We start from the raw sequence: 26,429 nt of genomic DNA, 5'->3' as shown, positions 1-26,429 counted from the left end.
CGCTATAACTCTTGGCTTCGCTCAGTTTTTGTCGCGATTTTCCGTGTAGTGGCGGCGGATCAAGGAACCAAGCCCTTCCTTCCTCTTGGCCTGCTTCGTTTCAAGGTGTTCACATAGCAGGAAAAGCGATTCCTTAATCCGACGCGCGTGATAGTTGGCATTTATATCGACCAGTTTCTTATTATTCGTATGGTGAATCTTAATTTGTCCACCATACGTTGCCCTAAGCAGGTCAACAACTTCCTTGGTTGTCAAGTTACGATGAAGATCGCACTCATCGAACTTATCGCAATAGTTGCGGTAATACCTGATTTGCGCTTGGCGGAGAAAGAAAGTTGCACGGCCATCGTCTGCCATGGAAAAAGTAACTACTGGTTTGGCTTGGTCGCTGTCGTCCTTAATGTGATTTGAGGTTTGAATGCTTCCAAAAAATTTTGATAATATACCAGCGGGGTTGGTGTCGGGATCAATATCCGCCACTTTTCGGTATATTTTTTTAATATTTGGCAAAAGAAATTCGTCTTCAAAGTAAGTCCTATCCATATCAGCAATCATATCGATAGTGTCGTCTGAGCCGAAACCCTCCGTAAGCCAGCCAATTTTCTGCTCAAGGGAGAGTTTTCTATCTGAAATCACAAATTTAGCATAAAAATACTCCTGAAATGACCTATGGGCAAATTCATATAAAAGGCCAACGCGCTCCATAATCGAAATGGATTCACGAAAATCTCTAATAACCTCAGAAGTTTGAGCTTCGAGGCCGCATGCTGCGACCGCGTCATTTACAAATCTTTCCATTTGGTCATCATCGAATGAGATAATTCTCTCAACGTAAGATACTGCGCAAAAAAACATAAATGCTTTTTCGATCTGGTCCATGGCAAGGCCTGAAAACAGTTCGCGTTTGTAGCGCCCTTTAGAGGCGTCGTGTTCCCTCGCAAGTACATCGAAGCATTTAGCGTAGAAAATATGGCGCTTTTCGGGGATTTCTCCAAACGAATCGTAAGTTAGCAACATCATTGCCGACAAGAGGGGGTTTGAAAGAAAATCCCTATTTCTGTCGAAGAGACCTCCTTTCAAATCCGCTAAGAAGTCATTTTTTTTATCGCTATCAAAACGAAGTTTAGAGATGTAAGATACGGCTTTTTCAAGATCAAAAGGAAGAAGCTTCGCCTCATTAAATCCTTCCCAAGATACGAATTCATCTGAGGGACGACTCGTAACTAAAAGCGCACACTTGTGGAAGCTTCGAGCAATCGAGATAATCTCCTCGGAAATTTGGTCTCTTATATCTTGGTTAAGTTCATCAAATCCATCTAAGAGGAAGTAGAATGCACCGTTTCGTAATCCATGATTGAATTGAGCACGCGTAAAATCCGAGGCGCATGAATGAATGGATTCATATATTGCAGTTAGCAGAAAATCCTTTTTTTGCTCGTATCTATTAAGGTTGCGAAGCTCGAAAAATATTGGATAAAATGAAAATCCTTTTTCAAGGACCGCCCTAAAGGTATATTTGAGGAAGACGGATTTTCCGCTTCCTGCGAGGCCGGTAATTACAACTTTGCCACCAGATGAGTTCACCTGATCCAAGAAAGCCTCTGAGCAAACCTTTTTTCCCATCCAAGAAAAATCTGGCGCAACGAAGCAGTCATCTAAGGGAATAGGATCATTCCTGTTAAGAAGAGTTTTGAGAGTTTCGCATTTGGCGTAATTGCCCTCCAAGTAAGCGGGGAGTCCCTTGTCTAAATCAAATCTAAGTGTGTCGTATTTATCTTTTATGAACTTGAAAGGTATATTGTCGAGAAGGCTCTGGGTCGACTTTTCGATAGCTTTCTTGGCGCCGGCTCCCAGGGCTACGGTGGCAGCAGATGAAATTGGATCGACCAAAGTTATGCCTCTCAAAAGTATGTATTTTTCAAATTCTTGCATGTGAGGCGATCTCCCGCAACCTTTGAGAAGCGATTGTGCCGACCGCTGAATTTAAAAGTTGAGTTCGCGCTCTCACACAGCGATTTTTTTGAGTAAAGTGGCGATGTGATCGATGCCGCCGCCGTCGCCGTAGCGCTCCCGATTGAGCGTGTGGCCCAGCATGTCGCGCCTGATCCGCTCATCAATGTTCGCGCGCAGCATCCGATCCTCAAACGAGTGCCTGAGCGAATACATCACATGGTTGGGCGTCTCGAGCAGGCCGTTTTCCTCAAGGAACTTGTTCACCGTGGCCGAGAGGGTGGCGCTGTTCTCGCGATAGCGCGGGAAGCCTTGCTTGGCCTCACGGAAGGCCTCAAGGCTGATGCCGGTCAGCGGGATTGTCCGCTCGCTATGGATGTTCTTGAGTGATCGCCACGGTTCCGGACGGATGATGATATGAGGCGTCTTGGCCTCGAGCACGATCGCGTTCTCATCGAGCCCGGCCCCTTCGCTTGGCCGGTAGCCGGTATTGATCATGCCGAGAAGGATCAGGCGGGCGTCGGTGTTGAGCCCATCGAGCGCGCCGGGGGCGAGTAGGCGCTCAGTGATCCATATGTCGGAGAAGGGCGGGCGCGTCTTCTTCTTGGCATTGGAGCGCAGCATCAGGCCGTCATTCTCGTATTGCAGCTTGATGCCCTTTGCGCGGGCGACCTCGCGCCACATGGCGTTGAGGTAGGTCATGGATTTGTTCGCGGTATCCGCCGCAATCTCTTGGCGAAGAACGCGCTCCATCAGCGCGTTGCGCAGATCGAACATGTCGGACGTTGTGATTTCGCCGAGGGGCTTGTCGCCGCAAACCTCGATGAACTCCTTGGTGGCTTTGATGCGCGGGTTACGGTGGCGGCGCAGCTGATCCTGGCTCTTGCCCACCAGCTTATCGGCGGCGACCTCATAGAACAGTTCAAACGCGCGGTTAGGCGTGATTTCGGGCGGGGCCACGAGGCCAAGGGCGGCATCGGCCTCTTTCTTGTCGATCGTGCCATTGGGGCGCTTGATGCTCTCCACGCGCTTGAGAACCTCATCGATCGGCAGGCGGGCCACTTCATCGGCGCGGACATAGCGATAGCCACGGGTGCGCGCCAAATCCATCGCGGCTTCCATACGCTCTTCGGCATCGGAGGTTTCGCCGCGCAGCTTCGCTTCCCAGCCATCGATCATGCGCGACCATACTTCGGGGGTCTTGCGATCCGCGATATCGAGGCTGTCGGTCCATAGGCACTGATTGATGATGGTGCGCGCTTCCACGCTCGAGTAGCGGCGCGGCACGCGCTTTCGGAAGTAATAGACGCCTTCGCGTAGGAAGGGCTTGATCTTGGCCACGAGGAATCTCTCTCAGAACGCTCGCATCCTGACCGCTCGAGGAGGTTTTGCCAAGCGGCAAATGTGAACCCGATTGTGAACCTGAGTGTGAACCTGAAACCGACCCAAGGCGGCGAATGGCCGCTTCCTTTTCGCTGAAAGCCCTTGTTTTGTTGGGCTTTTCGTTAGGATGCAAAAAGGAAAGTGGCGGAGAGACAGGGATTCGAACCCTGGGTCGGCTCTCACCGACAACGGTTTTCGAGACCGCCGCATTCGACCACTCTGCCACCTCTCCGCATCAGGGGTCGTTTCGTAGGGCGGGATTTAGCCGCCCTCGCGCGCCCTTGCAACCCGTTTTTCGAGGATTTTTTCAGATCCTTCGCAAAGCCGTCATAAACGTGAGGTCAACGCATCCGGAGCGCCCCGTCGAGGCGGATCACTTCGCCGTTCAGATAGCCGCTCTGGACGATGAAACCGGCAAGTTTGGCGTATTCCGACGGATCACCGAGCCGCTTCGGGAAGGTGACTTCGGCGGCGAGGCTGTCCTGCACCTCCTGCGGCAGGCCCTTCATCATCGGCGTGGCGAAAATGCCCGGCGCGATGGCGCAGCAACGGACGCCCTGGCTGGCCAGATCGCGGGCGAGGGGCAGGGTCATCGCGACGATTCCGCCTTTTGACGCCGCATAGGCTGCCTGGCCCTTCTGGCCGTCAAAAGCCGCGATGGAGGCAGTGTTGATGATCACGCCACGCTCGGGGCCGGGGTTGCGGGCCATTTCGGCGGCGGCGAGGCGGGCGACGTTGAAGCTGCCCACGAGGTTGATGTCGATCGTGCGCGCGAAACTCTCGAGCCGGTGCGGCCCGTCGCGGCCGACCACGCGCTCGCCGGTGGCGATACCGGCGCAATTGACCGCCACATCGATGCCGCCCATCGCGTCTACTGCGGCTGCGATCCCGGCGGCGACGCTGTCCTCGGAGGTCACGTCGACCTCGGCGAAGGTCGCGCCGATCTCTGCCGCATAAGCCTCGCCGCCCGCCCGGTCGCGGTCGAAGAGCGTTACCTGCGCGCCCGACTCAACGAAGTGCCGCGCGGTCGCAGCCCCCAGCCCCGAAGCGCCGCCGGTGATGATGGCGCGAATTTTGCTCAACTCCATGTGATACTCCCTCGAAATGAACGCGTGTTCATTAACCAGTGGAACCGCCACTTTGTCCAGTGTTGCCAATGCATTTTGCGGCTGCAGCATCCGGCGCCCCGATCACGTCTTGTGACAGCTTCGGCAACCTGCCGCCTATGGCCGGAACCAAGCCGATTGACGTTGCATTGAATGAGCATAGGTCCGGGCAACGGATCTGATCCAAAACGTCTCAACGGGGGATGAACCCCCAAGACAGGAGAGAGAGAAACATGAAACGTATCATCGTTACGTCGAGCATTCTGGCACTCGCTGGCTCCGCCGCGATGGCGGGCGGCTACACCACCCCGGCACCGGCTCCGGAAGTCACCCCGGCCCCGGTCGCAGTCGCGCCCGCGCAGTTCAGCTGGGACGGCTTCTATGCCGGTGCTCAACTCGGCTACGGCAAGGCTGACCAGTCGATCGATGGCGACGGCGTCGTGGGCGGTCTGCACGCGGGTTACCTGCGCGACTTCGGCGGCTATGTCCTCGGTGGCGAGCTGGCTTATAACGCCGCGAACATCGACGACAACACCACCGGCGCGAAGGTCAACTCGATGACCGACCTCAAGATGATCGCCGGGGCGCCCTACAACAACATGCTGTTCTACGGCACGCTCGGTGCGTCCTACGTCGACGCTGAAGACAATTCGGGCGCCAGCTACTCCGACACCGTTCCGCTGGTTGGCGTCGGCATGAAATATGCCATCAACCCGAAGTGGACCGTCGGTACCGAGCTCGACTACCGCAAGGGCAACAACTTCGACGGCACCACCAACGATCTGAACACCACGACGCTGAACCTCACCGCGTCCTACAAGTTCTGATCTGGAACGGATCGTCTGATATCGACGGGCGGGGGGAAACCTCCGCCCGTTTTTCTTTGTCCGGATGATGCTGCGACGCGGCGGGATCGCGCAGGGCGGCTCAATCCGGAGCGATCAGGCCCAGCCCGCGCAGATAGACGCCGATGCCGCTTTCCAGAAGGTCCTCGGGGGCATAGGGCGCGCGATTTCCCTCGCGGGAATAAAGCTCCACGACGCCGTGGCTCATCGCCCAGACATGCGCCGCGACCATCGCGACGGGCGGGCGCTTTTCCGGCGGCATATGCGCCATCAGGGCGCGCGTCGCACGTTCCATCGCGTCGCTGGATTTGCGCGCCACCGCCGCAAGATCGGGTGAGCGGTTGGGCGATATGCCGCTTTCGAACATCGCCATGTAGTGACCGGGATATTTCCGCGCGAAGGCGAGATAGGCGCGCCCCACCGCGGAGAACGCCGCCAGCGCCGAAGGCTTGCCGCCGTTCCACGCGTGATCCAGCAGGTCGCCGAAGATCAGATAGCCCTGCCGCGCACATTCCGCGATCAGGTCCTCGCGCCCCTCGAAATGGCGATAGACCGCAGCCGGGGTCACGCCTGCGCGTTTCGCCGCTTCCGAGAGCGTGAAGCCGGTCGGGCCCTTCTCCTCGATCAGCTCCAGCGCGGAGGCTACGAGCGCCTGACGCAGGTTGCCGTGATGATAGCCTTGCTTAGACATTCAGAACGTCGATGCCACCGCAGATTTCACCGTCGATCTCGCCGATCGCGTCGCGGTCCTTATGCGCATAATCGACCGCGTTCAACACCGTCTGGATCGCGGCAATCCGGGCGCGTTTCTTGTCGTCCGAGCGGATTACCGTCCAGGGCGCATGCGCGTTGTCGGAGCGCGCCAGCGTCTCCTGGATGGCGTCGGAATAAGCGTCCCAGCGCTTGAGCCCTTCGACGTCGATCCAGCTCAGCTTCCACTGTTTGAGCGGATCCTTCTCGCGCTTGAGAAAACGGCGCAACTGTTCGGCGCGATCCACGTTGAGCCAGAGCTTCACGAGGATGATCCCGTCATCGACCAGCATCTTCTCGAAATCGGGCAACTGGCAGAAGAAATGCTCGCGCTGCTCGGGCGTGCAGAAGCCGAAGACATGCTCCACCACGCCGCGGTTGTACCACGAGCGGTCGAACATCGCGATCTGGCCCGCAGCCGGAAGCCAGTCGACATAGCGCTGGAAATACCATTGCGTGGCTTCGGTCTCGGTGGGCTTCGGCAGCGCCACGACATAGGCCGAGCGCGGGTTCAGGTTCTGCCGCATCCGCCCGATCGTGCCGCCTTTGCCCGCCGCGTCGCGCCCTTCGAAGATCACCGCGATCCGCTTGCCGGTTTCCTTGGCGTCCCAGAACATCTTGACCAGTTCGACCTGAAGCGCATCCATGTGACGGTCGTATTTCTTGCGCTTCATCTCCTCGTCGTAAGGGTAGGAGGGCGAGAGCATGTCATCCTTGCCCGCCTTCTCGATCGCCTCGCGCAGGACATCCGGCGCTTCCTCCTCGAGGTAGCGGGTGATGTCGCCCACGAAGGGGATATCGAACGGCGGGTCGCTCTTGTCCTTGGCCATGATCTGCCTTTTGTCGTTTCATGGCAGTATGCTGCGCGGGCCGGGACGGTGCAAGCGGTGCCGCACAGCGGCAGGCAGGCGATACCGGGCGTGTGACGTGCGCGCAAAACCGCAGGAGTGACCGCTTTTCACGCGACTGCAGTGCTTGAGTGGCGGTTACTCCGCCGCCGCCTTCATCGGGATATCATAGCCAGCGCGCGTCGCGACACGGTCCACCGCGGCGACGGTCTGGAGCAACGCGACATGCGGGACCATGTGTCCGATCCCGTCTAGCGAGACCAGTTCCGCCCCCGGCACCTCCTTCGTGAAGGGCACCGCGTGGATTTTCTCGCCCACGATGGTGTCGGCCGTGCCATGCAAAGAGACGATCGGGAGGTCGAGATCGGGATAATGGGGGATCATCTGCTGAATTTCGGGCTTCAGCTCGGCACGCTGGCGCGCATTCACCCGCATCGTTTCGACCCGCAGCGTCATGCCGGGGCCGAACCAGCGCATGTAGCCGATCGGCATCTCCTGCGGCGCGAAGACTCCTTCCACCTCGGAGCGAATGATCGCGGGTGGCGTCCAGGCCGAAATCAACGGGACGGCGATCGCCTGACCCAGTGGCGGCGACGTGATCTGATAAAGAAGCGGCAGCCCGGTGTCCCAGCTATGCGAAGGAGCGGAGACCGGCACCAGACCCGAGAGCGTGCCGGGCAAATATACCGCCCAGGCAATTGCGACAGCCCCGCCATAGGAATGGCCGAGCACGATCGGTTTCTCCGCGCCCGCCATCTTCGTCGCCTGCTGCAGCAGCTTGGCCTGGTCCTCGATCGTGTCGTGCCCCTCCGGCAGCGGATCGGAATAGCCGAACCCCGGACGGTCGGGCACGAAGACGCGATAGCGTTTCGCTAGTTCCGGTGCGAGATCGAAGGTCAGATCGCGGGCCGAGCCCGAGGCGCCGTGGATCAACACGACCGCCGGGCCGTGATCGCCCTTGATGACCATATGCACACGCTGGTCCCCAACGTCCACGAATATGCCGTTGGGCGGATAGCGCTGCTCCGCCATCCGGCCGCGCCAGCTCTCGAGTCCCCAGGTCGCGCCGCCCAGAATGAGCAGCACGAGGACGAGGCTAGTTACCAATCTCGGCCAGATCATACGGAGTTTCCTGATAAATCTCGTTAATCCAGTTGCCGTAAAGCAGGTGGGCGTGGCTCTTCCACCGGTTCGTCGGCACCCGGCTCGGGTCGTTCTCAGGATAGTAATTCGCGGGGACGTTGATCGGTTTCCCCGCCGCGACGTCACGATCGTATTCTTCTTTCAGCGTGCCGCTGTCATATTCCAGATGGTTGAAGATGTAGAGCGCCCGATGAGCGCGATCTTCGACCAGACAGGGCCCGGTTTCATCGGAATGGATCAGCGTGATCATGCCCGCCGCTTCCAACTCGTCACGCCGCATCTCGGTCCAGCGGCTCACCGGGATCAGCAGATCGTCCGAGAAGCCGCGCAGGTAGGGCGAGGCGGGCGCGCAATTGCGATGCCGGAAGCAGCCGAAGGCCTTGTGATCGAGCATGTGCTTGTTCACGCCGTGGAAGTAGTGGGCCATCGCCATGCCGCCCCAGCAGACGCCGAAGGTCGAAAAGACATGGGTCTGAGTCCAGTCGAAAATCCGCTTGAGCTCTTCCCAGTAGGTCACCTCCTCGAAAGGCAAATGTTCGATCGGAGCACCGGTGATGATCAGCCCGTCGAACTTCTCGCCGGTGGCCTCGACCTCTTCGAAGGGACGGTAGAACTCTTCCATATGCTCGGCGGCGGTGTTCTTCGTCTGATGCTCGCTCATGCGGATCAGCTGGAAGTCGATCTGCAGCGGCGTCGCCCCGATCAGTCGTGCGAACTGGTTCTCGGTCTGGATCTTCTTCGGCATGAGATTGAGAAGGCCGATCCGGATGGGACGGATTTCCTGCCGCGATGCGCGCTCGGGCGACATCACCATCACGCCTTCCCGCGACAGGATGTCGAAGGCGGGGAGGTTTTCAGGCAGCTTGATCGGCATTGTTTCTCAGTCTCTTGCAGGGTGAAGTTAAAGTAATGCGTGAAGTGTCGCGGCTCACGCGGGCAGCGCGTCGGCGATCAGCGATGTAAAGCCTTTTGCGTCGCGGACAAGGTAGAGGTCTTCGGCACGGATCGTCACGCCCCAGTTTCTCGCCATCGCCGCATAGCGCGGCTGACGATGGGCCAGCGCCTGCGCATAGGTCCAGCGCACGAAGTCGTCGGGGTCGACCTCCGTCTCCGCCACACCTTTCAGATCGCGATACTCGTCCCATTTCGCGGCCAGAAACGCGGGCTGATAATACATCGGCTTCGGCGCGCGCGAGAAGCGTTTGATCAGCTCCTCGGTGTGCGCCTCGGAGCCCTCGATCCAGACCATCAGCAGGTTCTGCGACAGCGAGGTCAGGATCGGATCCTCGGGGTCGTCGGGGTCCACCACCTCGCAGATCGAGCCGCCGGAATCGCACAGGAAATTCTCGATCCCGTAAATCTGCTTCGCGCGGTCGATGAAATGCGCGGTGTCGAGAAGCGCGTCCATCTCGGCCTTGCGGTGCTGGCGCTGGCGTTCGAGGTATTCCTCGAAGGGCAGCCCGCCCTTGGTCGGATCGCCCGGCTTGCCGAGATAGGTCGACAGCGGCGCGAGGTTCTCAAACGTGATGTTCGACGCGATATAGACCGAGTCCGACAGCAGAAGCTCCGCCAGGAACGGGTTCTTCATCGCCTCGCGCTTGAAGTTGTCGGCGATATATTCGCCCATGTAGCGCGTGCCGATCCGGTAATCGACGGAGTAGTGGAACCAGCCCTCGTCGCGCAGCAGGTTCGCAGCCCAGGTCTTGCCGAGGCCGGACATGCCGAACAGGGCAACCTTCCTCGATTTGGCGGCCAGCCACTCGGCGCGATTGGAATAGATCATCGTGTCCCCATAGGTCTTTCGCCCCGGTGTAGCCCGGCAAGGCGCGCACGTCACGGGGTTTTGGGGCGGCGGTTCAGGATCAACAGACCGAGCGCGAGGATCGCGAAGCCCAAGGCCTCTGCCCAGCCCAGACGCTCGCCATAGACCGCCCAGCCTGCGAGGATCGCGACCGGCGGGATCAAGAGCGTGACGAGGGCGAGATTGGCTGCCCCCGCCAGCGCAAGGATGCGGTAATAGAGCAGGTAGGCCAGCGCCGAGCAGCCGACACCCAGCCAGAGCATCGCGATCCAGACCGAGGGCGCGTAGTCGAAGCTCGGCACGCCTTCGGTAAAAAGCAGGATCGGCAGCGTCCAGATCGCACCGCCGGTGAGCATCCCGGCTGCTGCAACTTCGGGCCGTAAGCCTCTGATTGCAAAGCGCGCATAGGCGCCCGCGAAACCATAGCTCAGCGCCGCTCCCAGCACGGCGAGCTGGCCCGCCGAGGTCAGATCGAACCCCTTCAGCGCATCCGGCCCGATCGCGACCACGACGCCCGCGAAGCCCACCGCGATTCCAGTGGCCTTGCGCGCGCTCAACCGCTCGTCGGTGAAGACCACCGCCGCGACCAGCGCCCCGAAGATCGCGGTCGAGGCGTTCAGGATCGAGGCCAACCCGCTATCGATATGCTTCTGCCCCCAGACGATGAGAGAGAAGGGAATGGCGTTGTTCAACAGCCCCATGATCAGGAAATGCCCGAGATAGATCGGGTGCCGCGGCACCGGCAGGCGGCGCAGCGCGACATAGGCCCAGATCAGCACCGCGCCCGAGGCCACGCGCAGGAAGACCACGGTAAAGACGCCCGCACCTTCCAGCGCCGCGCGGTTTGACAGGAAGGACGAGCCCCAGATCAGCGCCAGCGCGGCGAGTAGCGCCCAGGCGAGCGGGGTGAGGGATAAAGCGGCGGGTGCGTGTTTCATCGCTTCGATCTAGCGGGCGGCAGCGATGCGCACCACCCGGAACTTGCGGCAATGTCGATATTCCAAGAAAAAGCCCCGCACGAGACGGGGCTTTTCGAGAATTATCAGTACCTTGCGATCAGAAGTTGATCCCGACGCGGAGGCCAGCGCCCCATCCGTCATTGCCGGAGAAGTCGGTGGTGTAAGGGTCGATTTCCGTTTTGGCGTTGCCAATATCGACATAGCGCACGCCGCCGGTGATCTTGATGTTGCTGGTCGCCTGGTAGCTTGCCGCCAGCGAGACAGATTTGAAGCCATCGGTCGGACCGAGGTTGCCCACGATGCCTCCTTGGTGCTTCTCATAGCCGAACATGATCGCGCCCGACCATTGGTCGTTGAAGCGCCGACCCACGCCGAGATTATAGGTGATCGTGTTGTTCGCATAGTCCACGAGCGAGTCACCCTTGGTCGCGATCTGGTAGCCGAGCGGGGTGATGTCGAATTGCTTCCAATGCACCCAGCGCACCGAGCCCATCAGCAGCGTGTCCTTCATGATTCCGGTCTGGAATTCGAGGTTCACCGATTCCGGAACCGTCGTCGTGAAGGGGGCGCTCGGCGCGCCGTTTTCGGTCACGTCGAACGTGTGGTCGATTTTCGAGTTGTAGGTTAGCGCCACACGAGCGGCGATCTCGGGCTTTTCCCAAGCCGCGCCTACGACGTAGCCGAAATCGGTCTCTTCCGACGTGGACATCGTGTAGCCTTGGGCCGGCAAGTTCACGTTACCTTTAACGCTTTCGCTGCGCAGGCCGCCATAAACCGAGACATTGCTCGGCATCTTGTAGCGGACGAGCGCAGTAACTGCGGATGATTTGATCGAGGCTTGTGAGCCGCCAGCCGGGTAGCCTGCGGGAGGGGCAGGCTGCGCGGGATAGTGCACTTTCGCGCCGACGGGCTGGTCAAAAATGACCGCGAGATCCCACTGGTCGTTGAGCTGTTGCTTATATCCAAGGCTCAGCGTGCCATAACCCGGCGCCATGTCGCCGGACTCGGCGCCGACTCCAGGAGCATACGTCACCGTACCCGACACATCCGGGTTAAACGCACCGAAGCTCACTTCGCCGTAGTTCCCCTGTTCGAACAGGATGCCGACCGATTGCGTCGAGCGCTCCACCCCGCCCGCATGGGCCGCGCCTGCGCCAATCGCGAGGGCGACCATAGAAGTCATCACACGTTTCATAATTGTCCTCTTCCCTAACGTGTCCCGAAGGAGATCCTAACGTCTCGAAGGAATTCCTTTTGGCGACGCTACCACCCGGAAGGTGTAAATCAATCTGGGGATCGCGGTGACGTCACGTTCTGTTGCAGCTGTGCAGGGAAAACCGTGTCTTCGCGGTCACTCCAGGGTGACCTGAACGTCAATTTCTGAACTGAAGCGTTCAGAAGTCACTGGAAAAGCTGAGAATCGCGAGAAGGCCGAGCCAGAGGGCCGCGCCGAAGATTGCGATGAAAAGCGCGCTCCAGAGCGTCGCGCGCGACGCTGGCAGGTTTCGCGGTTCCTCGGTCTGGCGGGGGCGCAACGGTTTGCGCGCGGGTCTGGGTGATTGGCGCAGGTTGCGGAGCGCGTTGGGGAGAATGCGGGGCATGTTCGCCTCAAGGTTGAAACGTTTCGCGTCTCCATTAACCCAGACTTAGGTGAAGCCGGCCTTAATGACAGCGATGAAACCTCTTCGTGTCATGCAGTTTCCCGGCTCCGACGACAGCTGGAACCGTGCGTTGCGCGCGCTTGCGCCGGAACACCCTCCGGCTGTTCAGCAGGCGGCGCTCTATGGAACGATCGCGGCCGCGCGCGGGCGGCGATGCCTGCGGCTGGAGGCGACATGTCAGGGCAGGCGGGTCGCGCTGGCGCAGATGATCGGGCGTGGCGGTTTGTGGCTTCTGTCGCGCGGGCCGGTCTTTGCGCCGGAGCTCGGTATCTGGATCCGGCGCGCAGTGCTGCGTCGGATCGCGCGCCGTGCCGGGCTGGTGCTGACGACGCCGGATAACCCGCTGGCCGGGTTCGGGCTGATCTCGCTGATCACCCCGCGCCACCATGCGCATTGGTCCTTGCTCGCCGATGGCCACACGCTGCGCGCAGGCTTGGCGGGAAAATGGCGCAACAGGTTGGCGGCAGCAGAGCGTGCCGGGCTGTGCGTGGAGCCCGAGCCCGAGATCGAGTGGCTTCTCGCCTCCGACGCGGCCCAGCAACGCGCCCGCGGTTACCGCGCCTTGCCGTCGAGCTTCACCCTCGCGTGGGCGGATCGCAGCGCCGCCGACCTTCTCGCCTTGCGCGTCGCGACATCGAAAGGCGAGCGGATCGCGGGCGGCATCTTCCTGCTTCACGGCGAAGGTGCCAGCTATCACATCGGATGGACCGGGCCGGAAGGGCGCGTGTCCGGCGCGCATAACCTGATGCTCTGGCAGGCCGCGCTGCGGCTGAAGGCGCGCGGGATCCGACAGCTCGATCTCGGTGCGGTGGATAGCGAGGACGGGGCAGGGCGGATGCACTTCAAACTGGGCACCGGCGCCAAGCCGCACAGTCTCGGGGCGACTATGTGGGTGTTGCCGCGCTAACCCCTTCCTCTTGATCCAAATATCCCCGCCGTAGGCTCCTCAGCCCGCCGCAGACGCGCCGCTGGACTGTCGCGCGTGGAAGATGAAGCCGAGGAAATTCAGCAGCACCTGCGCTGCGAGGATCGGGGTCGAGCCGCTGGGGTCGTAATCGGGGGCGACCTCGACCAGATCGATGCCGACAACTTCGTGCCGCTTTGCCACGCCCTGCAGGATCTCCAGCACCTCGTAATAGAGAAACCCGCCATGGCTCGGCGTCCCGGTGCCGGGCGCGATCGAGGGGTCGAACCCGTCGATATCGATCGTGACATAGATCCGTGCGCCTTCCGGGATGCGGGCCAGCACGCCCTGGGACCCCAGCTTGCGCACCTGCCGTACGCTCAGGAAGTCGTCGCTCATTGCGCGGGCGGCGTCATACCCGTCTTTCGCGGTGGAAGAGACGTTGCGAATGCCAAGCGCGGTGATGCCCGAGACATAGTCCTTCTCGGCGGCGCGGCGCATCGGATTGCCGTGGCCTTCGGTGACGCCGTGACGCTCGTCCACGAAATCGAGATGGGCGTCGATTTGCAGGATATGGATCGGTCCCTTCTCGGCGCAATCGGACTCGAAGGCGCGGATGCAGGGGATATTGATCGAGTGATCGCCGCCGATCACCACCGGCAGCGCGCCCGCCTTCAGCATCGCACGCACGCCGGCCTCGATATTGGCATGGCTCTTCACCGTGTCGGTATGGACGATGTCGGCATCGCCGATATCGACGATGGTGACCTCGGGGCCGAGATAGGTCGCGTCATCCTCGTGGTCGTAGGCGCCCGCGTGTCCGAAGGAGAACAGCGTCGAGGCCTCGCGCACCGCCCGCGGCCCGAACCGCGCGCCGGGGCGGAACTGCGTGCCGAAATCGAAGGGCGCGCCCATCACCGCCACATCCGCCTCGATCGCATCCCAATCGGCCACGTATGCGCGCTTGCCGAAAGTCGAAATCCCCACGAAAGGCAGGTTCAGCCGCCCCGCCTCATACCCATGTCCCGCCATCTTGCCTCCAGACACCCTGTCGCACCCCCGACAGCTTTTCGCCACGCGCGAAATATTGCAAGCTTCTGCGCGACCGAAATGATTTGCCGATTGCCCGAGGAGAGCGCATGTCCTTCGCCCCGCCCAAGATGACGCCCAAGGGCCTGTTTCGCCGCACCCCGCCCGCGATGTTCCCGCCCGTGCTGGGGCTGATGGGCCTCGGGATCGCGTGGCGGCGTGGTGTGGGGCAATTCGCGCTGCCGCCCGATCTGGCGGAGCTGTTTCTGGGCGCGGTGACCTTGCTCGCGCTGTTCACGCTGGTTGCCTATGGCGCGAAGATCGTGCGGCGTCCGGGCGTGGTGTTCGAGGATCTGCGCGTGCTGCCCGGGCGTGCGGGGCTCGCGGCTGGAACGCTGACGATCTATCTGATCGCGGCGTCGCTTGCGCCCTATGGCGGGCTGGCAACGATCGTCTTCTGGCTGGGCGTCGTCGTGCATCTGGGGCTGATCGCGGCGGTGATCTACACGCTCGCGACCGGCCCGGCCGAGCAGCGCCGCGTCAATCCCACGTGGCAGCTGACCTTCTCGGGCTGGATCGTCGGCGCGGTGGCGGCCGTGATCCTCGGGCTCGATAGCGTGGCTCTGGTGATGTTCTGGGTCGCGATGCTGTCGGCCGTCGTGATCTGGATGATCTCGCTGCGACAATTCGCACATGAGCGCGTTCCCGCGCCGCTGCGCCCGCTACTCGCCATTCACCTCGCGCCTGCGGCGCTGCTCGGGACTGTCGCGAGCGGGTTCGGCGCGATGGGCATCGCGCAGGCGATGGCGATCCTGTCTGCGGGCTATTTGCTGGCACTGGTCGTGTCGGTGCGCTGGCTGCTCGCTGGGGGCTTCTCGCCGCTCTGGGGAGCGTTCACCTTCCCGGTCGCAGCCACGGCGGGGTGCTGGCTCGCGCTTGGCGGCGTCTGGGCGCTGCCCGGCGCGCTGATGCTGACGGCGGCGACGCTGGTCGTAGTACCGATCGCGCTGAAGGTGTTGCAACTTTGGGCGAAGGGGCAGCTTGCGATGAAGACCAACGCCGCGATTGCGTGAGACGAAAGGGCGGCCCCCGAGCCTCGGATGGGCGCTTTGCTCCGCACGTGGCCGGCTGCTTTGTCGTGAAGGCCCGGATGTCGAGTGTGCCCGCGACGACATGACCAATGCGCCCAACCGGGGGAGGCTCGGGCGCGGCCCGGGGGCTGGTCGCCCCCGCGCCCAGAGACCTTTGGCGCGGCGCACGCAGGCCGACCTTTCCGCACACCCGCTGCGTACCGCGTCCGCGAGGGGTTGCCTTCGCGTCCATTGCGTGAAACAGCAAACTGCCAAACGCATCTGGACACTGGAGACCCCCCATGCAGATTCGCGAGGCGCTCACCTTCGACGACGTTCTTCTTCTTCCCGCAGCCTCTTCGGTGCTTCCGGCAACCGCAGATGTTTCGACCCAGGTGACGAAGAAAATCCGTCTCAACATCCCGCTTCTGTCCTCCGCGATGGACACCGTCACCGAGGCGCGCATGGCGATCGCGATGGCGCAGGCGGGCGGCGTGGGCGTGATCCACAAGAACCTCACCGTCGCGCAGCAAGCCGACGAGGTCCGCCGCGTCAAGCGTTTCGAGAGCGGCATCGTCTACAACCCGATCACGCTGCGCCCGGATCAGACGCTGGCCGATGCGAAAGCACTGACCGAGCGCTACGGTTTCTCCGGCTTCCCGGTCGTCGATGAAAACCGCCGCGTCGTCGGCATCGTGACCAACCGCGACATGCGCTTCGCCCAGAAGGACGAAACTCCGGTCTCGGTGATGATGACCACCGACAACCTCGCGATCCTGCAGGAGCCGGCGGATCGGTCCGAAGCGATCGCGATGATGCGCGAGCGCCGGATCGAGAAGCTGCTGGTGACCGATGACGAGGGCAAGCTGACCGGCCTGCTGACGCTGCGCGACACCGAGCAGGCTGTCCTCAACCCCACCGCCTGCAAGGACGAGCTGGGCCGCCTGCGCGTGGCCGCCGCGACCTCGGTCGGCGATGCGGGCTTCGAGCGGTCCGAGGCGCTGATCGATGCGGGCTGTGACCTGATCGTCGTCGACACCGCCCACGGCCATAGTCAGGGCGTGATCGACGCGGTGAAGCGCATCAAGCAGGTGTCGAACGATATTCAGGTGATCGCGGGCAACGTGGCGACGGCAGATGCCACCAAGGCGCTGATCGACGTGGGCGCGGATGCAGTGAAATGCGGCATCGGTCCGGGTTCGATCTGCACGACGCGGATGGTCGCGGGCGTGGGCGTGCCGCAGTTGACAGCAATCATGGATTGCGTGAGTGCGGCCGGAGACGTGCCGATCATCGCCGATGGCGGCATCAAGTTCTCGGGCGATTTCGCGAAAGCCATCGCGGCGGGCGCAAGCTGCGCCATGGTCGGCTCGATGATCGCGGGCACCGACGAGAGCCCCGGCGAAGTGATCCTCTATCAGGGCCGCTCGTTCAAATCCTATCGCGGCATGGGCAGCTTGGGTGCGATGGCACGCGGCTCGGCGGATCGCTACTTCCAGAAGGATGCGGCGAACGACAAGCTCGTGCCGGAAGGCATCGAGGGGCAGGTGCCCTACAAAGGCCCGGCAGGCGCCGTCGTCCACCAGCTCGTGGGCGGTCTGCGCGCAGCGATGGGCTATACCGGCTCCGCGACGGTGGCCGAGATGCGCACGAACTGCAATTTCGTCCGCATCACCGGCGCGGGTCTCAAGGAAAGCCACGTCCACGACGTGGCGATCACCCGCGAGAGCCCGAACTACCGGATCGGGTAAGTATCTGATTATACGTCTTTAATTGATCCTGCGGGCCGCGCGCGATGCGCGCGGCCTGAAGGTGAACAGGATATGAACTACCCAGAACTGGACAGCGTTTGCTTATGCGAACTGATTCAGTTTCGTTGCAGCTGCATCCGTTCGCTCCGATGCTATCTTTTCGAGGCTCGGTATATCGCTGACGCGTCGCTGTCGAACGGGGTTATGTTGATGCTTCAATGCACCGCTGATGCGCGCAGGTGTCGAGCGCGTCAGATAAACTGGTAGCGATACGGAACGGTCATCATGTCAGAGACAAAGTCTCGGAAAATTGGCCGATCGCCCGATGTTTTAGTGCACATGCAGCGATCAGCTACGCCCAGCAGCCCCGGATGACTAGCTCTTGTCGGCCCATCCCAAACCAGACACTTGCTCCAAGCGCAGCGGGCGTCCGCTCGCTTGAATTAACCTCTCATCTAATGACAGCAGTCATGCATTGCGCGGCTGCAACGCAATAAAGGTGTGCTGGAGGGCGACTGCTCGCGCATGACACCCGTGAAGGAAATGCCACCGCCCTCCCGGCACAGGATCAATCGTCGCGGAGCGCGAAGCGTTTGTAGAAGGCGGTATCCGCGTCCTCACGTGATATCCCCATGTCCTCGAGCCGTTCGTCGGTCATGGAGCGCAACTTGTGCGATGCGCGGTAGTTGGCATTCTGCTCCACAATCCAGTGGAGGGCGTGCATCCAGCCCTTGGGGCGGCGAATTTTGAGGGCAATGTCGCTTAGGGTTTGCATCTCTGGGCTCCTGCTGAAGTGGCAAACTGAAGCCAGATTGCCAGTCTTCCGCAAAACACCCGCAAAAGCCGCCCACCAAAACTCTCCCTCCAGCGTAAAAATCGCGTAAAATCGAATGCGACGACCGTAAGAAGCTTCGAGAACCGCGAGATATTATGGCTACGTCGACGGGACAGCTGCATTTGACACTTATCCTTCACGGAGTGTTCTCTGCCCATTATGGGTCAGGCCTCGAACTCGTGGGCCTGTCGCGAAGGGGGCAAGCGCTGCTTGCCTTCCTGTCACAACAACCGGAAATGCGGGCCGAGCGTGCGCGATTGGCAGACCTTCTCTGGTCGGACCGATCCGAGCGGCAAGCCCGGGCATCGCTCCGACAGGAGTTGTCGGTGTTGCGTCGCGTTTTGCCCGAAGGGATTCTTGACGCGAACCGACAACTCGTCTGGCTGGACCCGACCGCAGTGGTCGCCGACAAGTCCGGCTCGGGCGTATTTCTCGAAGGGTTCGATCTTGCCACGGAAGGTTTCGAAGATTGGCTCCGGGAAATGCGGCAAGCCGAGCGCCCTGGCTCAGCCACTCCTGTAGCTACAGCCGCCCCTCATAGAGCAAGGCGGCTTCCCAGCCTTGCAGTGCTCCCCTTCGAAGAGATCGGAGTGGCTGCAACAGACATGTTTGCCGACGGGGTGGTCGAGGAAATTACTGGTGCGCTCGGCCGGGTGCATGAGTTCCACGTCATCGCCCGCCAATCTGCAATCGCGATTATCGGCGAGCATCTGGATGTGCCTCAAGTCGCCGAAAGACTCGGGGTTGATTACGTTGTTGAGGGGACCGTCAGGCGCGCCGACGACAGAGTGCGGATCTCAGTTCAACTCGTAGAGGGGCGCGACGGTCGCACAATCTGGACTGAACGCTTCGACGATCGGCTCGACGACCTATTCGCCTTGCAGGATAGGGTCGCAGGCCAAGTCGCGGGGCAGATTTTACCCAGTCTGCGCAATGCCGAGATCGCACGCGCAAGAACCACTCCGCCAGAAAGCCGGAATGCTTACGAATTGTTTTTGACCGGCCTGCCGCACATGTGGGCCCATCAACGCAAAAGCAACGCACGAGCGATTGACCTGTTCGATAGAGCGCTTTCGATCGCTCCGGACTATGGACCTGCTCTGGCGCATAAGGCATGGGCGCTTGCGCAACAGTGCTCCTACATATGGTCAGACAATCCTTTGGCGGATAAGGCAGAGGCGCTGCGGTTGGCGCAGCAGGCTGCCCAATTCGTCGGTGAACATGCGCCTTCGATGGTGGCTGTCGGCGCAGCAGTTGACCTCGTTTCAACGGATCACGATTTCAGCAGAACTTTTATAGATCGCGCGCTTGCGATCGACCCAAATTGTGCTTGGGGCTGGATGCGCCGCGGCTGGAACCGTCATTATCTTGGAGAAACCGAAGAGGCGCGCTTGAGCTTTGATCGTGCGGAAGCCCTTAGTCCCCTCGACCCTTTCCTGTTCAACATAGAGTTTGGCCGCGGTGTCACATATCTCCATGAAGACCGCTTTGAGGAGTGCCTCAAACACTTCAAGCGAGGAATGGCCCTCTCTCCTGGCGTCGAATGGGCCTACCGTTTCATAGCGTCTCTGAATATTCGGCTTGGACGGCAGGCGGATGCCGAAGAAGCCTATCGAAAGCTGCTCGCAGCGTATCCGGGACTGACCGTTCGCAAACTGAGCGACTCGCTTCCACCATCAGCCGTAGAGAACCGGCAGGAGTTCTACGACGCAATGCGTCGGGCAGGTTTGCCAGAAGAATAGCTTCGTTACTCAAATACCCGATGACGCATGCATTGAATGCCATCTGACCATGAAGTCCAATTTTTTTGGCCGATATAGTGAAAGTCCAGTGCCTGCCCGTTGGGGCCGTTCGTGGATATCGCAAGGAAATTCCGTTTCCCGCCCGGCATCCCCCGAGCCCGCCGCAACGCGCTCTAACCAGACATTTGAACCAAACGCAGCGAACTTCTGGAAGCCGTCCTTCTGGCAGTATGTCGGAAGCTAATCATCTCCATTCCGGTTTCCACAAATGCCGGAGACAACAAATGGAAAATCGTCACTCGAAACATGCCTCGACGGCTCAGTGCAGGGGATTGCTCGCCGTAACCCCCCAGAACCTGGGAGGCAGAACACATGGCGTGTGAAAAACATCAATCGATCGGTTCTGAGTCTCAGGAAGGCCCGCTGCCCCGCTACTGTGAGACCGACGAACTCGCAGTTTGGTTTCGCCGCCATACCCGCACGATCCGAGATCGGATTCAAAAGGGATGCCCGGTGAACGGACGTCGCTTGAAGCTACCAGCCACGCGTCTCGGGAAGAAATGGCGAGTCCGCGAAGATTGGCTTGTGCTCTTCGAACATGATGCCCGGCCGCCTATCGGGCGGCCGGGCCTTGATATCGAATAAGGGAGTCGTCTCTGCCGGAGCCAGGGGCATCGCATGAAGCAGGCCGGCCCTCTCGTGATGGCTCATACTTTTGACGCGCGGCCTTCCATAGGAACGGCCGCGCGTCTCTTTGCAGGCACCTGTGCTTTAACCCGGCAATCGTAATCGGCGGGCTGTCTCCGGCGGGGGCGGCAGATCGCCACGTCGACCACGGCGAGGCGCGATGCTTCGCGCCCCGTTCCGCCGTCAGATCAGCATCCGGCGCGGATCCGCCATCAGTGTTGCATAGCGCGACAGGAAGCGCGCGGCATCGGCGCCGTTGATGACCCGGTGATCGTAGCTCAGATCGAGCGGGCAAAGCGGCACCGGCACCCATTCGCCTTCCCAGACCGGTGTGATCTGGCTGCGGGTGATGCCGAGGATCGCGACTTCCGGAGGGTTCACGATCGGGGTGAAGGCGCTGCCGCCGATCCCGCCGAGATTGGAGATCGTCATCGAGGCGCCGCCCATTTCCTCGGGGCGCAGTTTCCGGCCCTGCGCCTTGCGCGACAGGTCGGTGATTTCCGCCGCGATTTCCCAAAGCCCCTTGCGGTCGGCGTCGCGGATCACCGGAACCATCAGGCCGTTCGGCGTGTCGACCGCGATGCCCACATGGACGTAATCCTTGAGCACCAGCGTCTCGCCGCTTGCGTCGAGGGAGGCGTTGAACCGGGGGAATTCGCGCAGACAGCGCGCCAGAACCCGCACATGGAAGGCGAGCGCCGTCAGGCGGGTGCCACGGTCCCGCGCCTCGTCGCGAAGGCCTTTTCGGAAGGCTTCGACCGCGCGCATGTCGGCGCTGTCGTGATGCGTGACCTGCGGGATCAGCGAATTCGCGGCCGAGAGGTTGTCGGCGGCGACCCGGGCGATCCGTGAGAGTGGGTCTTCGGTCACCGGCCCGAAGGCCGCATGATCGACATCCCAGTAGCGCGCGGCATCCGGGGCGGGGCCGGGTGCGACACCGGAGCCCGCCCCGTCGGCCTTGCGATCCACATCTTCGCGCGCGAGCGTCTCGCGCCCGGTCTCCTGCGCGAGGCGGTCGAGATCCACCCCGCGTTCGGCGGCGTAGCTGCGCACCGAAGGGCTTGCGACATAGCTCATGGCATCCTCCTCACCAGCTGGCCGAGATGTATTGCGTTTCCATGAATTCGAGCATCCCTTCATGCCCGCCTTCGCGGCCGAGACCCGATTGCTTGGAGCCGCCGAAGGGCGCTGCAGGATCGCTGACGAGGCCGCGATTGAGCCCGACCATCCCGTAATCGAGCCGTTCGCAGACCCGCATCCCGCGCGCCATGTCCTGCGTGAAGACATAGCCCACGAGCCCGTATTCGGTGTCGTTGGCGCGCGCGATCACGTCTTCTTCGTCGGTGAAGGTCTGGATCGCGGCGACCGGGCCGAAGATTTCGTCATGCACGCATGCGGCATCCTGCGGCACCTTCGTCAGAACGGTCGGCGGGTAGAAATAGCCCGGCCCGTTCGGGACCTTGCCGCCGAGTTTCAGTTCCGCGCCACGCTCCAGCGCGTCGGTCACGAAGCTCGCCACCTTGTCGCGGGTCTTGGCGTTGACCAGCGGGCCGACATCGACGTCCTTCTCGACGCCGTTGCCCACCTTCAGCGCGCCCATCGCCGCTGTCATCTTCGCGGTGAATTCCTCGGCCACCGCCTCGTGGACATAGAACCGGTTCGCTGCGGTGCAGGCTTCGCCGAGATTGCGCATCTTGGCCAACATCGCACCTTCGACAGCGACGTCGATATCGGCATCCTCGAAGACGATCAGCGGCGCGTTACCGCCCAGCTCCATCGCCGGTTTCAGCACCTGATCGGCGGCGGAGCGCAGAAGCTTGCGGCCGACCCCGGTCGAGCCGGTGAAGCTCACGACGCGCACCCGCGGATCGTGCAGCATGTGATCGACGATCTCCGCGGAATTCTCCGACGGCAGCACGTTCACGAGGCCCTTGGGCACGCCGGCCTCTTCCAGCAGCGGCATCAGCGCGAGCATCGTCAGCGGCGTCTCGGAGGCGGGCTTGATGATCACCGGGCAGCCTGCGGCCAGCGCGGGCGCGATCTTGCGGGTGCCCATCGCGGCGGGGTAGTTCCAGGGCGTCACCAGCACCGCGATGCCCGCCGGTTTGTGCTGCACCACGATCCGCGCGCCGGAGGCGGGGGCGCGGGTAATCATCCCGTCGGCGCGCACGGCTTCCTCGGCGAACCAGCGGAAGAACTCGGCGGCGTAGCGGGCTTCGCCCATCGCGTCAGCCCCGGCCTTGCCGTTCTCCAGCGTGATGAGATGCGCGAAGTGATCAAGCCGTTCGGTCATCAACTCGAACGCCTTGCGCAGGATTTCCGAGCGTTCGCGGGGCGAGCGCGCCGCCCAGTCCACGAAGGCCTTCTGCGCGGCGTCGAGCGCCGCATCCGCGTCTTCGATCTCGGCGGAGGCGACGGAGGCGAGCACTTCCTCGGTCGCGGGGTTGATGACATCGAAGCGGGCGCCTTTCGCGCCCTGGCGCCACGCGCCGTCGATATAGAGGTCGGTCTGGTCCATGTCGGTCCGGTTCCTTGTATCAGAGGAGATGGCGCAGCGGCTCGGCCAGCCGCGCGGCAAATCCGGTTATCAGGTCGAGCGCCGTCTCGGGCGCGAGCTGGCCGGGATCGGCCTCGAGCGTGAGGGTCAGCGGATCGGAGCCGGTGAGCGTCAGCACTGGCTGCGCCTCTGCGCCGAGCGAGATCCGCTGCAACGCGCTGCCGCGCAGATCGCGGATCAGGAGCGCGGGGGTGGCATCCTCTTCCGCCTCGGGGGCTTGGCCTAGCGGGTGACGGCCCGGATCGGCAAAGCAGCGGCTGCGCCCGTGACGCGAAACCGCGACCGGGCCCGCGAACGTCGCACCTGTCGCGAGACCGGCGAGCAGCGCGCCCGGATCGGGGGCCTGACCCGTCTCCGCTTCAATCCAGTCGCAGAACGCGGCGAAGCCTTTCGCCGACACCTCGGCGCTCAGATGCAGCGCTTGAGCGGTCGGAGCCGTCGCTGCCGCCGCTTGCGGTGCGGGCAGGGTGCGCAGCGTCTCGAGATCCGAGACATGGTAGGGCTGCGCGATGCCTGCCTCGGCCAGCCGCGCGAGGTCGAGCCCTTGTTCGCGGGCCAGCCGTTTCGCCTTCGGCGAGGCGAGGATGCGACCGCCGGGCGCGGGGGCTGCCGCGGGTTTCGCAGACGGCCTAGCCGCTGCGGGCTTCGGTGTGGTCTCTTTTTCCGGCGTGGCTTTGTTCGCCGGGGCTTCTGCCTTGGCAGGCTCGGGCGCGACCGGTTTTTGCGCGTGGCTGCGGCGGACCGGGTTCGCGGGCGCCTCCGCCGAAATGATCGCAATCGGCGCGCCGACCGGAACTTCCTCGCCGGGGTCCGCGAGGATCGCGGCAAGGTAGCCCGAGACACCGGCAGGTACTTCGACGGCGCTCTTGTCGGTCTCGACCTCGAAGAGAATGTCGTCGGCACCCACCGCGTCGCCCGGCTCCTTGAGCCAGGTCGTGATCTGACCGGTCTCCTGCGCCATGCCAAGCGCGGGCATGATGACCTCCGCACCCTCGGGGAGCGCGTCGTCGTTCGCGGTCTCGGTATCGGACCCGGAGGCTGGCTCGTCGGCAGGTGCGTCTTGGGCAACCTCTCCGCCAGCTTCGGCCTCCGCGGCTTCCTTCGTCTCGGCGATCACCGCGACCACGGAGCCCACGGGCACGTCATCGCCCGCCTTCGCGCGCAGCCCGCCGAGGTAGCCGTCGGCCTGCGCCTCGACCTCCATCGTGGCCTTGTCGGTTTCGACCTCCATCAGGGGTTCGCCCGCCTTCACGGCATCGCCCGGCGCTTTCAGCCAGGCGACCAGTTGGCCCGATTGCTGGGCCATGCCGAGCGCGGGCATGATGACCTCATGCGGCATCGCTCACCTCCTGCCGGACCAGCCGGCGGGCCGCTTGCGCCACGCCCTCTGCCGTCGGCACGGTCAGATCCTCGAGCGCGGGCGAGAACGGCACCGGCACGTCCATCGCGCCCATCCGCAGCACCGGCGCGTCGAGATGGTAGAAGGCCTTCTCCGAGATGCGCGCGGCGATCTCGCCGGTGATGCCGTAGCTCTGGTGGCCCTCGTCGATGACGATGGCGCGGCTGGTCTTGCGCACGCTGTCGAGGATTGTCTTCTCATCCAGCGGCACGATGGTGCGCGGGTCGATCACCTCGGCGGAGATGCCCTCCGCGGCCAGCGTCTCGGCGGCAGCCTGTGCCACCTGCACCATCGACGAGGTGGCGACCAGAGTGATGTCGCTGCCCTCGCGCAGCACGTTGGCCTCGCCGAAGGGAATGTAATACTCCTCCTCGGGCACCGGAGCCTTGTCGTTATACATCAGCTTGTCTTCGAAAATGACGACCGGGCTGTTGTCGCGGATCGCGGTCTTCATCAGCCCCTTGGCCTCGTAGGCCGAAGAGGGCAGGGCGACCTTCAGCCCCGGGATATGGGCCACGAGCGCATGGAGCGACTGGCTGTGCTGCGCCGCCGAGCGCCGGGTCGCGCCGAGATTGGTGCGCAGCACCAAGGGCACGCTCAGCTTGCCGCCCGACATGTAATGGGTCTTGGCCGCCTGGTTGCAGAGCTGATCCATCACCAGAAACAGGAAGTCGCCGAACATCAGATCGACGATGGGTCGCGATCCGGTCATCGCGGCGCCGACAGCGAGGCCCATGAAACCGGGCTCGGAGATGGGGGTGTCGATGATCCGCTCGGTGCCGAATTCCTCGACGAGCCCGGAGAGGACCTTGAAGGGGGTGCCGGCTTCGGCCACGTCCTCGCCGATCAGGAAGATCGTGGGATCGCGGCGCATTTCCTCGGCGATGGCCTCGTTGACGGCCTTGGACAGGGTGATCTCGCGCATGATTTCCTCCTCAGGCGGCGTCGTTGGGGGCGTAGACATGCATGTCGACCTCGCCCGGATCGGGGTAGGCGGCGGCCAGCGCATATTCGACGGCGTCGGCGGCGTCTTTCTTCACCGCTTCGCGGATCTCCTCGAGTTCCGCATCGCTCGCGACGCCCTCGCCGACGAGCCATTTGCCGAAATTGATGATCGGGTCGCGCTGCTCCTTCCAGATCGTCTCTTCGTCCTTGGAGCGGTAGTAGTCGCGGTTGATGTCGCCGACATGGTGACCGTGATAGCGGTAAGTCTTGAGTTCGATGAAGAACGGGCCTTCGCCCTTGCGGGCGCGGGCGACCAGTCGCTGCGCCAGATCGTTCACCGCCAGCACGTCCTGCCCGTCGACCTCGAAGCTCTCGATGCCGAAAGCCTCGGCGCGCGCGGTCAGCGAACCAGCGGCGATCTCGTCGGTCTTGGTGTATTCGGAATAGCCGTTATTCTCGCAGGCATAGATGACCGGTAGCTTCCAGAGCGCGGCCATGTTCATCACCTCGTACCAAAGGCCCTGCGCGGTCGCGCCGTCGCCGAAGAAGCAGACGGTCACGTCGTCGCGCCCGAGCCGCCGGGCCGAGAGCGCGGCCCCTGTGGCGATCCCCATCGAGCCGCCGACGATGGCGTTGGCGCCGAGGTTGCCGTGGCTCTGATCGGCGATATGCATCGAGCCACCCTTGCCGCGGCAATAGCCCTCGGCCTTGCCGAGAAGCTCGCAGAACATCTGCTTGAACTCGGCCCCCTTGGCGACGCAATGGCCGTGGCCCCGGTGCGTCGAGGTGATCTTGTCGTCGTCGGTCAGCGCCTCGCAGATGCCCACCGCGACGGCCTCCTCGCCGGAATACATGTGGGTCAGGCCCGGCATCTTGGCCGAGAGATACAGCTGGTTGGCGTTGTCCTCGAAGCTGCGGATGCGCACCATCTGGCGATACATGCGCAGGTAGTCTTCGGTATTCGTCTTGCGCTTGGTGGCTTTGGCCATGGCGCGCTCCCCCCTTTGGCGTAGGCGTTATGCGTAAGGTCCGGGCCCGCGCGGAATGGCGCGGGCCCGGGAGCC

General features: G+C 62.2%; 23 protein-coding genes and 1 tRNA gene. 5 read left to right on the top strand and 19 right to left on the bottom strand.

Annotated elements, in window-relative coordinates; genetic code table 11:
- Nucleotides 1–21: 21 nt before the first annotated feature.
- The 4 genes from B6V75_RS03200 to B6V75_RS03185 form a co-directional block, all read right to left on the bottom strand.
- Nucleotides 22–1,932, bottom strand: a complete 1,911-nt coding sequence (locus B6V75_RS03200) for an NACHT domain-containing protein (protein ID WP_088718701.1) — start codon at nt 1,930–1,932, stop codon at nt 22–24.
- A 72-nt stretch (nt 1,933–2,004) separates the two neighbouring features.
- Nucleotides 2,005–3,291, bottom strand: coding sequence for a tyrosine-type recombinase/integrase (locus B6V75_RS03195; protein WP_240496895.1), 1,287 nt, complete (start codon nt 3,289–3,291; stop codon nt 2,005–2,007).
- A 184-nt stretch (nt 3,292–3,475) separates the two neighbouring features.
- A tRNA-Ser gene (locus B6V75_RS03190) sits at nt 3,476–3,565 on the bottom strand.
- Between the two features lie 109 nt (nt 3,566–3,674).
- Nucleotides 3,675–4,421: an SDR family NAD(P)-dependent oxidoreductase gene (locus tag B6V75_RS03185; protein WP_088718700.1), complete on the bottom strand. Its 747-nt coding sequence runs from the start codon at nt 4,419–4,421 to the stop codon at nt 3,675–3,677.
- Nucleotides 4,422–4,672: 251 nt separating this feature from the next.
- Here B6V75_RS03185 and B6V75_RS03180 point away from each other — a divergent pair, with 251 nt between their 5' ends.
- Nucleotides 4,673–5,266: an outer membrane beta-barrel protein gene (locus B6V75_RS03180; RefSeq protein WP_158275150.1), complete on the top strand. Its 594-nt coding sequence runs from the start codon at nt 4,673–4,675 to the stop codon at nt 5,264–5,266.
- A 100-nt stretch (nt 5,267–5,366) separates the two neighbouring features.
- On the opposite strand, the gene B6V75_RS03175 is transcribed toward B6V75_RS03180, so the two are convergent.
- From B6V75_RS03175 to B6V75_RS03140, 8 genes are all read right to left on the bottom strand, one after another.
- Entirely contained in the window at nt 5,367–5,975 is a 609-nt protein-coding gene (locus B6V75_RS03175; RefSeq protein WP_075776547.1) for a TetR/AcrR family transcriptional regulator, read from the bottom strand.
- Nucleotides 5,968–6,864, bottom strand: coding sequence for a polyphosphate kinase 2 (gene ppk2, locus B6V75_RS03170; protein WP_088718698.1), 897 nt, complete (start codon nt 6,862–6,864; stop codon nt 5,968–5,970). The genes B6V75_RS03175 and ppk2 overlap by 8 nt, the downstream gene beginning before the upstream one ends.
- A gap of 156 nt (nt 6,865–7,020) precedes the next feature.
- Entirely contained in the window at nt 7,021–8,004 is a 984-nt protein-coding gene (locus tag B6V75_RS03165) for an alpha/beta hydrolase (RefSeq protein ID WP_088718697.1), read from the bottom strand.
- Nucleotides 7,979–8,899: a homoserine O-succinyltransferase gene (metA, locus tag B6V75_RS03160; RefSeq protein ID WP_075776544.1), complete on the bottom strand. Its 921-nt coding sequence runs from the start codon at nt 8,897–8,899 to the stop codon at nt 7,979–7,981. The genes B6V75_RS03165 and metA overlap by 26 nt, the downstream gene beginning before the upstream one ends.
- A 54-nt stretch (nt 8,900–8,953) precedes the next feature.
- Entirely contained in the window at nt 8,954–9,808 is an 855-nt protein-coding gene (locus tag B6V75_RS03155) for an ATPase (protein WP_075776543.1), read from the bottom strand.
- Nucleotides 9,809–9,858: 50 nt separating this feature from the next.
- Nucleotides 9,859–10,764, bottom strand: coding sequence for a DMT family transporter (locus tag B6V75_RS03150; RefSeq protein WP_088718696.1), 906 nt, complete (start codon nt 10,762–10,764; stop codon nt 9,859–9,861).
- Nucleotides 10,765–10,882: 118 nt separating this feature from the next.
- Nucleotides 10,883–11,980, bottom strand: coding sequence for a hypothetical protein (locus B6V75_RS03145; RefSeq protein WP_088718695.1), 1,098 nt, complete (start codon nt 11,978–11,980; stop codon nt 10,883–10,885).
- Between the two features lie 199 nt (nt 11,981–12,179).
- Entirely contained in the window at nt 12,180–12,386 is a 207-nt protein-coding gene (locus tag B6V75_RS03140; protein WP_088718694.1) for a hypothetical protein, read from the bottom strand.
- 73 nt (nt 12,387–12,459) lie between these two features.
- Here B6V75_RS03140 and B6V75_RS03135 point away from each other — a divergent pair, with 73 nt between their 5' ends.
- Nucleotides 12,460–13,353 carry a GNAT family N-acetyltransferase gene (locus B6V75_RS03135; protein WP_168174429.1) on the top strand — a complete coding sequence of 298 codons (894 nt, stop codon included), beginning with the start codon at nt 12,460–12,462 and terminating at the stop codon, nt 13,351–13,353.
- A 39-nt stretch (nt 13,354–13,392) separates the two neighbouring features.
- On the opposite strand, the gene speB is transcribed toward B6V75_RS03135, so the two are convergent.
- Nucleotides 13,393–14,382, bottom strand: coding sequence for an agmatinase (gene speB / locus B6V75_RS03130; RefSeq protein ID WP_088718692.1), 990 nt, complete (start codon nt 14,380–14,382; stop codon nt 13,393–13,395).
- A gap of 107 nt (nt 14,383–14,489) precedes the next feature.
- Between speB and B6V75_RS03125 the strand changes: the two genes are divergently transcribed.
- Together B6V75_RS03125 and guaB are read left to right on the top strand one after the other, a co-directional pair.
- Complete coding sequence (locus tag B6V75_RS03125) at nt 14,490–15,452, top strand: tellurium resistance protein (protein ID WP_088718691.1); 963 nt, start codon at nt 14,490–14,492, stop codon at nt 15,450–15,452.
- Nucleotides 15,453–15,751: 299 nt separating this feature from the next.
- Nucleotides 15,752–17,200, top strand: a complete 1,449-nt coding sequence (gene guaB, locus B6V75_RS03120) for an IMP dehydrogenase (protein WP_075776536.1) — start codon at nt 15,752–15,754, stop codon at nt 17,198–17,200.
- A gap of 568 nt (nt 17,201–17,768) precedes the next feature.
- Here the strand turns inward: guaB and B6V75_RS03115 are convergent.
- Nucleotides 17,769–17,975 carry a DUF1127 domain-containing protein gene (locus B6V75_RS03115; RefSeq protein ID WP_075776535.1) on the bottom strand — a complete coding sequence of 69 codons (207 nt, stop codon included), beginning with the start codon at nt 17,973–17,975 and terminating at the stop codon, nt 17,769–17,771.
- Between the two features lie 386 nt (nt 17,976–18,361).
- On the opposite strand from B6V75_RS03115, the gene B6V75_RS03110 reads away from it, so the two are divergent.
- The gene (locus B6V75_RS03110) at nt 18,362–19,777 is read left to right on the top strand and encodes a hypothetical protein (protein ID WP_146735101.1); all 1,416 of its coding nucleotides are present in this window, start codon (nt 18,362–18,364) and stop codon (nt 19,775–19,777) included.
- An 870-nt stretch (nt 19,778–20,647) separates the two neighbouring features.
- Here the strand turns inward: B6V75_RS03110 and B6V75_RS03105 are convergent.
- From B6V75_RS03105 to B6V75_RS03085, 5 genes are read right to left on the bottom strand one after another with little or no spacing between them, the layout of a single operon-like run.
- Nucleotides 20,648–21,541, bottom strand: coding sequence for a 2-oxo acid dehydrogenase subunit E2 (locus tag B6V75_RS03105; protein WP_240496894.1), 894 nt, complete (start codon nt 21,539–21,541; stop codon nt 20,648–20,650).
- A gap of 10 nt (nt 21,542–21,551) precedes the next feature.
- Nucleotides 21,552–22,982: an NAD-dependent succinate-semialdehyde dehydrogenase gene (locus B6V75_RS03100; protein ID WP_088718688.1), complete on the bottom strand. Its 1,431-nt coding sequence runs from the start codon at nt 22,980–22,982 to the stop codon at nt 21,552–21,554.
- 19 nt (nt 22,983–23,001) lie between these two features.
- Complete coding sequence (locus B6V75_RS03095; protein ID WP_088718687.1) at nt 23,002–24,360, bottom strand: biotin/lipoyl-containing protein; 1,359 nt, start codon at nt 24,358–24,360, stop codon at nt 23,002–23,004.
- A complete protein-coding gene (locus B6V75_RS03090; protein WP_075776530.1) occupies nt 24,350–25,345 on the bottom strand; it encodes an alpha-ketoacid dehydrogenase subunit beta in 996 nt (331 codons plus the stop codon). Before B6V75_RS03090 ends, B6V75_RS03095 begins: the two co-directional genes overlap by 11 nt.
- A gap of 10 nt (nt 25,346–25,355) precedes the next feature.
- Entirely contained in the window at nt 25,356–26,354 is a 999-nt protein-coding gene (locus B6V75_RS03085) for a thiamine pyrophosphate-dependent dehydrogenase E1 component subunit alpha (protein WP_088718686.1), read from the bottom strand.
- Between the last annotated feature and the right edge of the window lie 75 nt (nt 26,355–26,429).

This window comes from Thioclava sp. F1Mire-8 (assembly GCF_002213165.1).
Lineage (GTDB): Bacteria > Pseudomonadota > Alphaproteobacteria > Rhodobacterales > Rhodobacteraceae > Thioclava > Thioclava nitratireducens.
This window is presented reverse-complemented; position numbering and strand designations above follow the sequence as displayed.

Excerpts from the sequence above, each read along its gene's own strand:
- B6V75_RS03200 (WP_088718701.1), bottom strand. The coding sequence starts at position 1,932 with ATGCAAGAATTTGAAAAATACATACTTTTGAGAGGCATAACTTTGGTC.
- B6V75_RS03185 (WP_088718700.1), bottom strand. The coding sequence starts at position 4,421 with ATGGAGTTGAGCAAAATTCGCGCCATCATCACCGGCGGCGCTTCGGGG.
- B6V75_RS03180 (WP_158275150.1), top strand. The coding sequence starts at position 4,673 with ATGAAACGTATCATCGTTACGTCGAGCATTCTGGCACTCGCTGGCTCC.
- B6V75_RS03175 (WP_075776547.1), bottom strand. The coding sequence starts at position 5,975 with ATGTCTAAGCAAGGCTATCATCACGGCAACCTGCGTCAGGCGCTCGTA.
- ppk2 (WP_088718698.1), bottom strand. The coding sequence starts at position 6,864 with ATGGCCAAGGACAAGAGCGACCCGCCGTTCGATATCCCCTTCGTGGGC.
- B6V75_RS03165 (WP_088718697.1), bottom strand. The coding sequence starts at position 8,004 with ATGATCTGGCCGAGATTGGTAACTAGCCTCGTCCTCGTGCTGCTCATT.
- metA (WP_075776544.1), bottom strand. The coding sequence starts at position 8,899 with ATGCCGATCAAGCTGCCTGAAAACCTCCCCGCCTTCGACATCCTGTCG.
- B6V75_RS03155 (WP_075776543.1), bottom strand. The coding sequence starts at position 9,808 with ATGATCTATTCCAATCGCGCCGAGTGGCTGGCCGCCAAATCGAGGAAG.
- B6V75_RS03150 (WP_088718696.1), bottom strand. The coding sequence starts at position 10,764 with ATGAAACACGCACCCGCCGCTTTATCCCTCACCCCGCTCGCCTGGGCG.
- B6V75_RS03145 (WP_088718695.1), bottom strand. The coding sequence starts at position 11,980 with ATGAAACGTGTGATGACTTCTATGGTCGCCCTCGCGATTGGCGCAGGC.
- B6V75_RS03140 (WP_088718694.1), bottom strand. The coding sequence starts at position 12,386 with ATGCCCCGCATTCTCCCCAACGCGCTCCGCAACCTGCGCCAATCACCC.
- B6V75_RS03135 (WP_168174429.1), top strand. The coding sequence starts at position 12,460 with ATGAAACCTCTTCGTGTCATGCAGTTTCCCGGCTCCGACGACAGCTGG.
- speB (WP_088718692.1), bottom strand. The coding sequence starts at position 14,382 with ATGGCGGGACATGGGTATGAGGCGGGGCGGCTGAACCTGCCTTTCGTG.
- B6V75_RS03125 (WP_088718691.1), top strand. The coding sequence starts at position 14,490 with ATGTCCTTCGCCCCGCCCAAGATGACGCCCAAGGGCCTGTTTCGCCGC.
- guaB (WP_075776536.1), top strand. The coding sequence starts at position 15,752 with ATGCAGATTCGCGAGGCGCTCACCTTCGACGACGTTCTTCTTCTTCCC.
- B6V75_RS03115 (WP_075776535.1), bottom strand. The coding sequence starts at position 17,975 with ATGCAAACCCTAAGCGACATTGCCCTCAAAATTCGCCGCCCCAAGGGC.
- B6V75_RS03105 (WP_240496894.1), bottom strand. The coding sequence starts at position 21,541 with ATGAGCTATGTCGCAAGCCCTTCGGTGCGCAGCTACGCCGCCGAACGC.
- B6V75_RS03100 (WP_088718688.1), bottom strand. The coding sequence starts at position 22,982 with ATGGACCAGACCGACCTCTATATCGACGGCGCGTGGCGCCAGGGCGCG.
- B6V75_RS03095 (WP_088718687.1), bottom strand. The coding sequence starts at position 24,360 with ATGCCGCATGAGGTCATCATGCCCGCGCTCGGCATGGCCCAGCAATCG.
- B6V75_RS03090 (WP_075776530.1), bottom strand. The coding sequence starts at position 25,345 with ATGCGCGAGATCACCCTGTCCAAGGCCGTCAACGAGGCCATCGCCGAG.
- B6V75_RS03085 (WP_088718686.1), bottom strand. The coding sequence starts at position 26,354 with ATGGCCAAAGCCACCAAGCGCAAGACGAATACCGAAGACTACCTGCGC.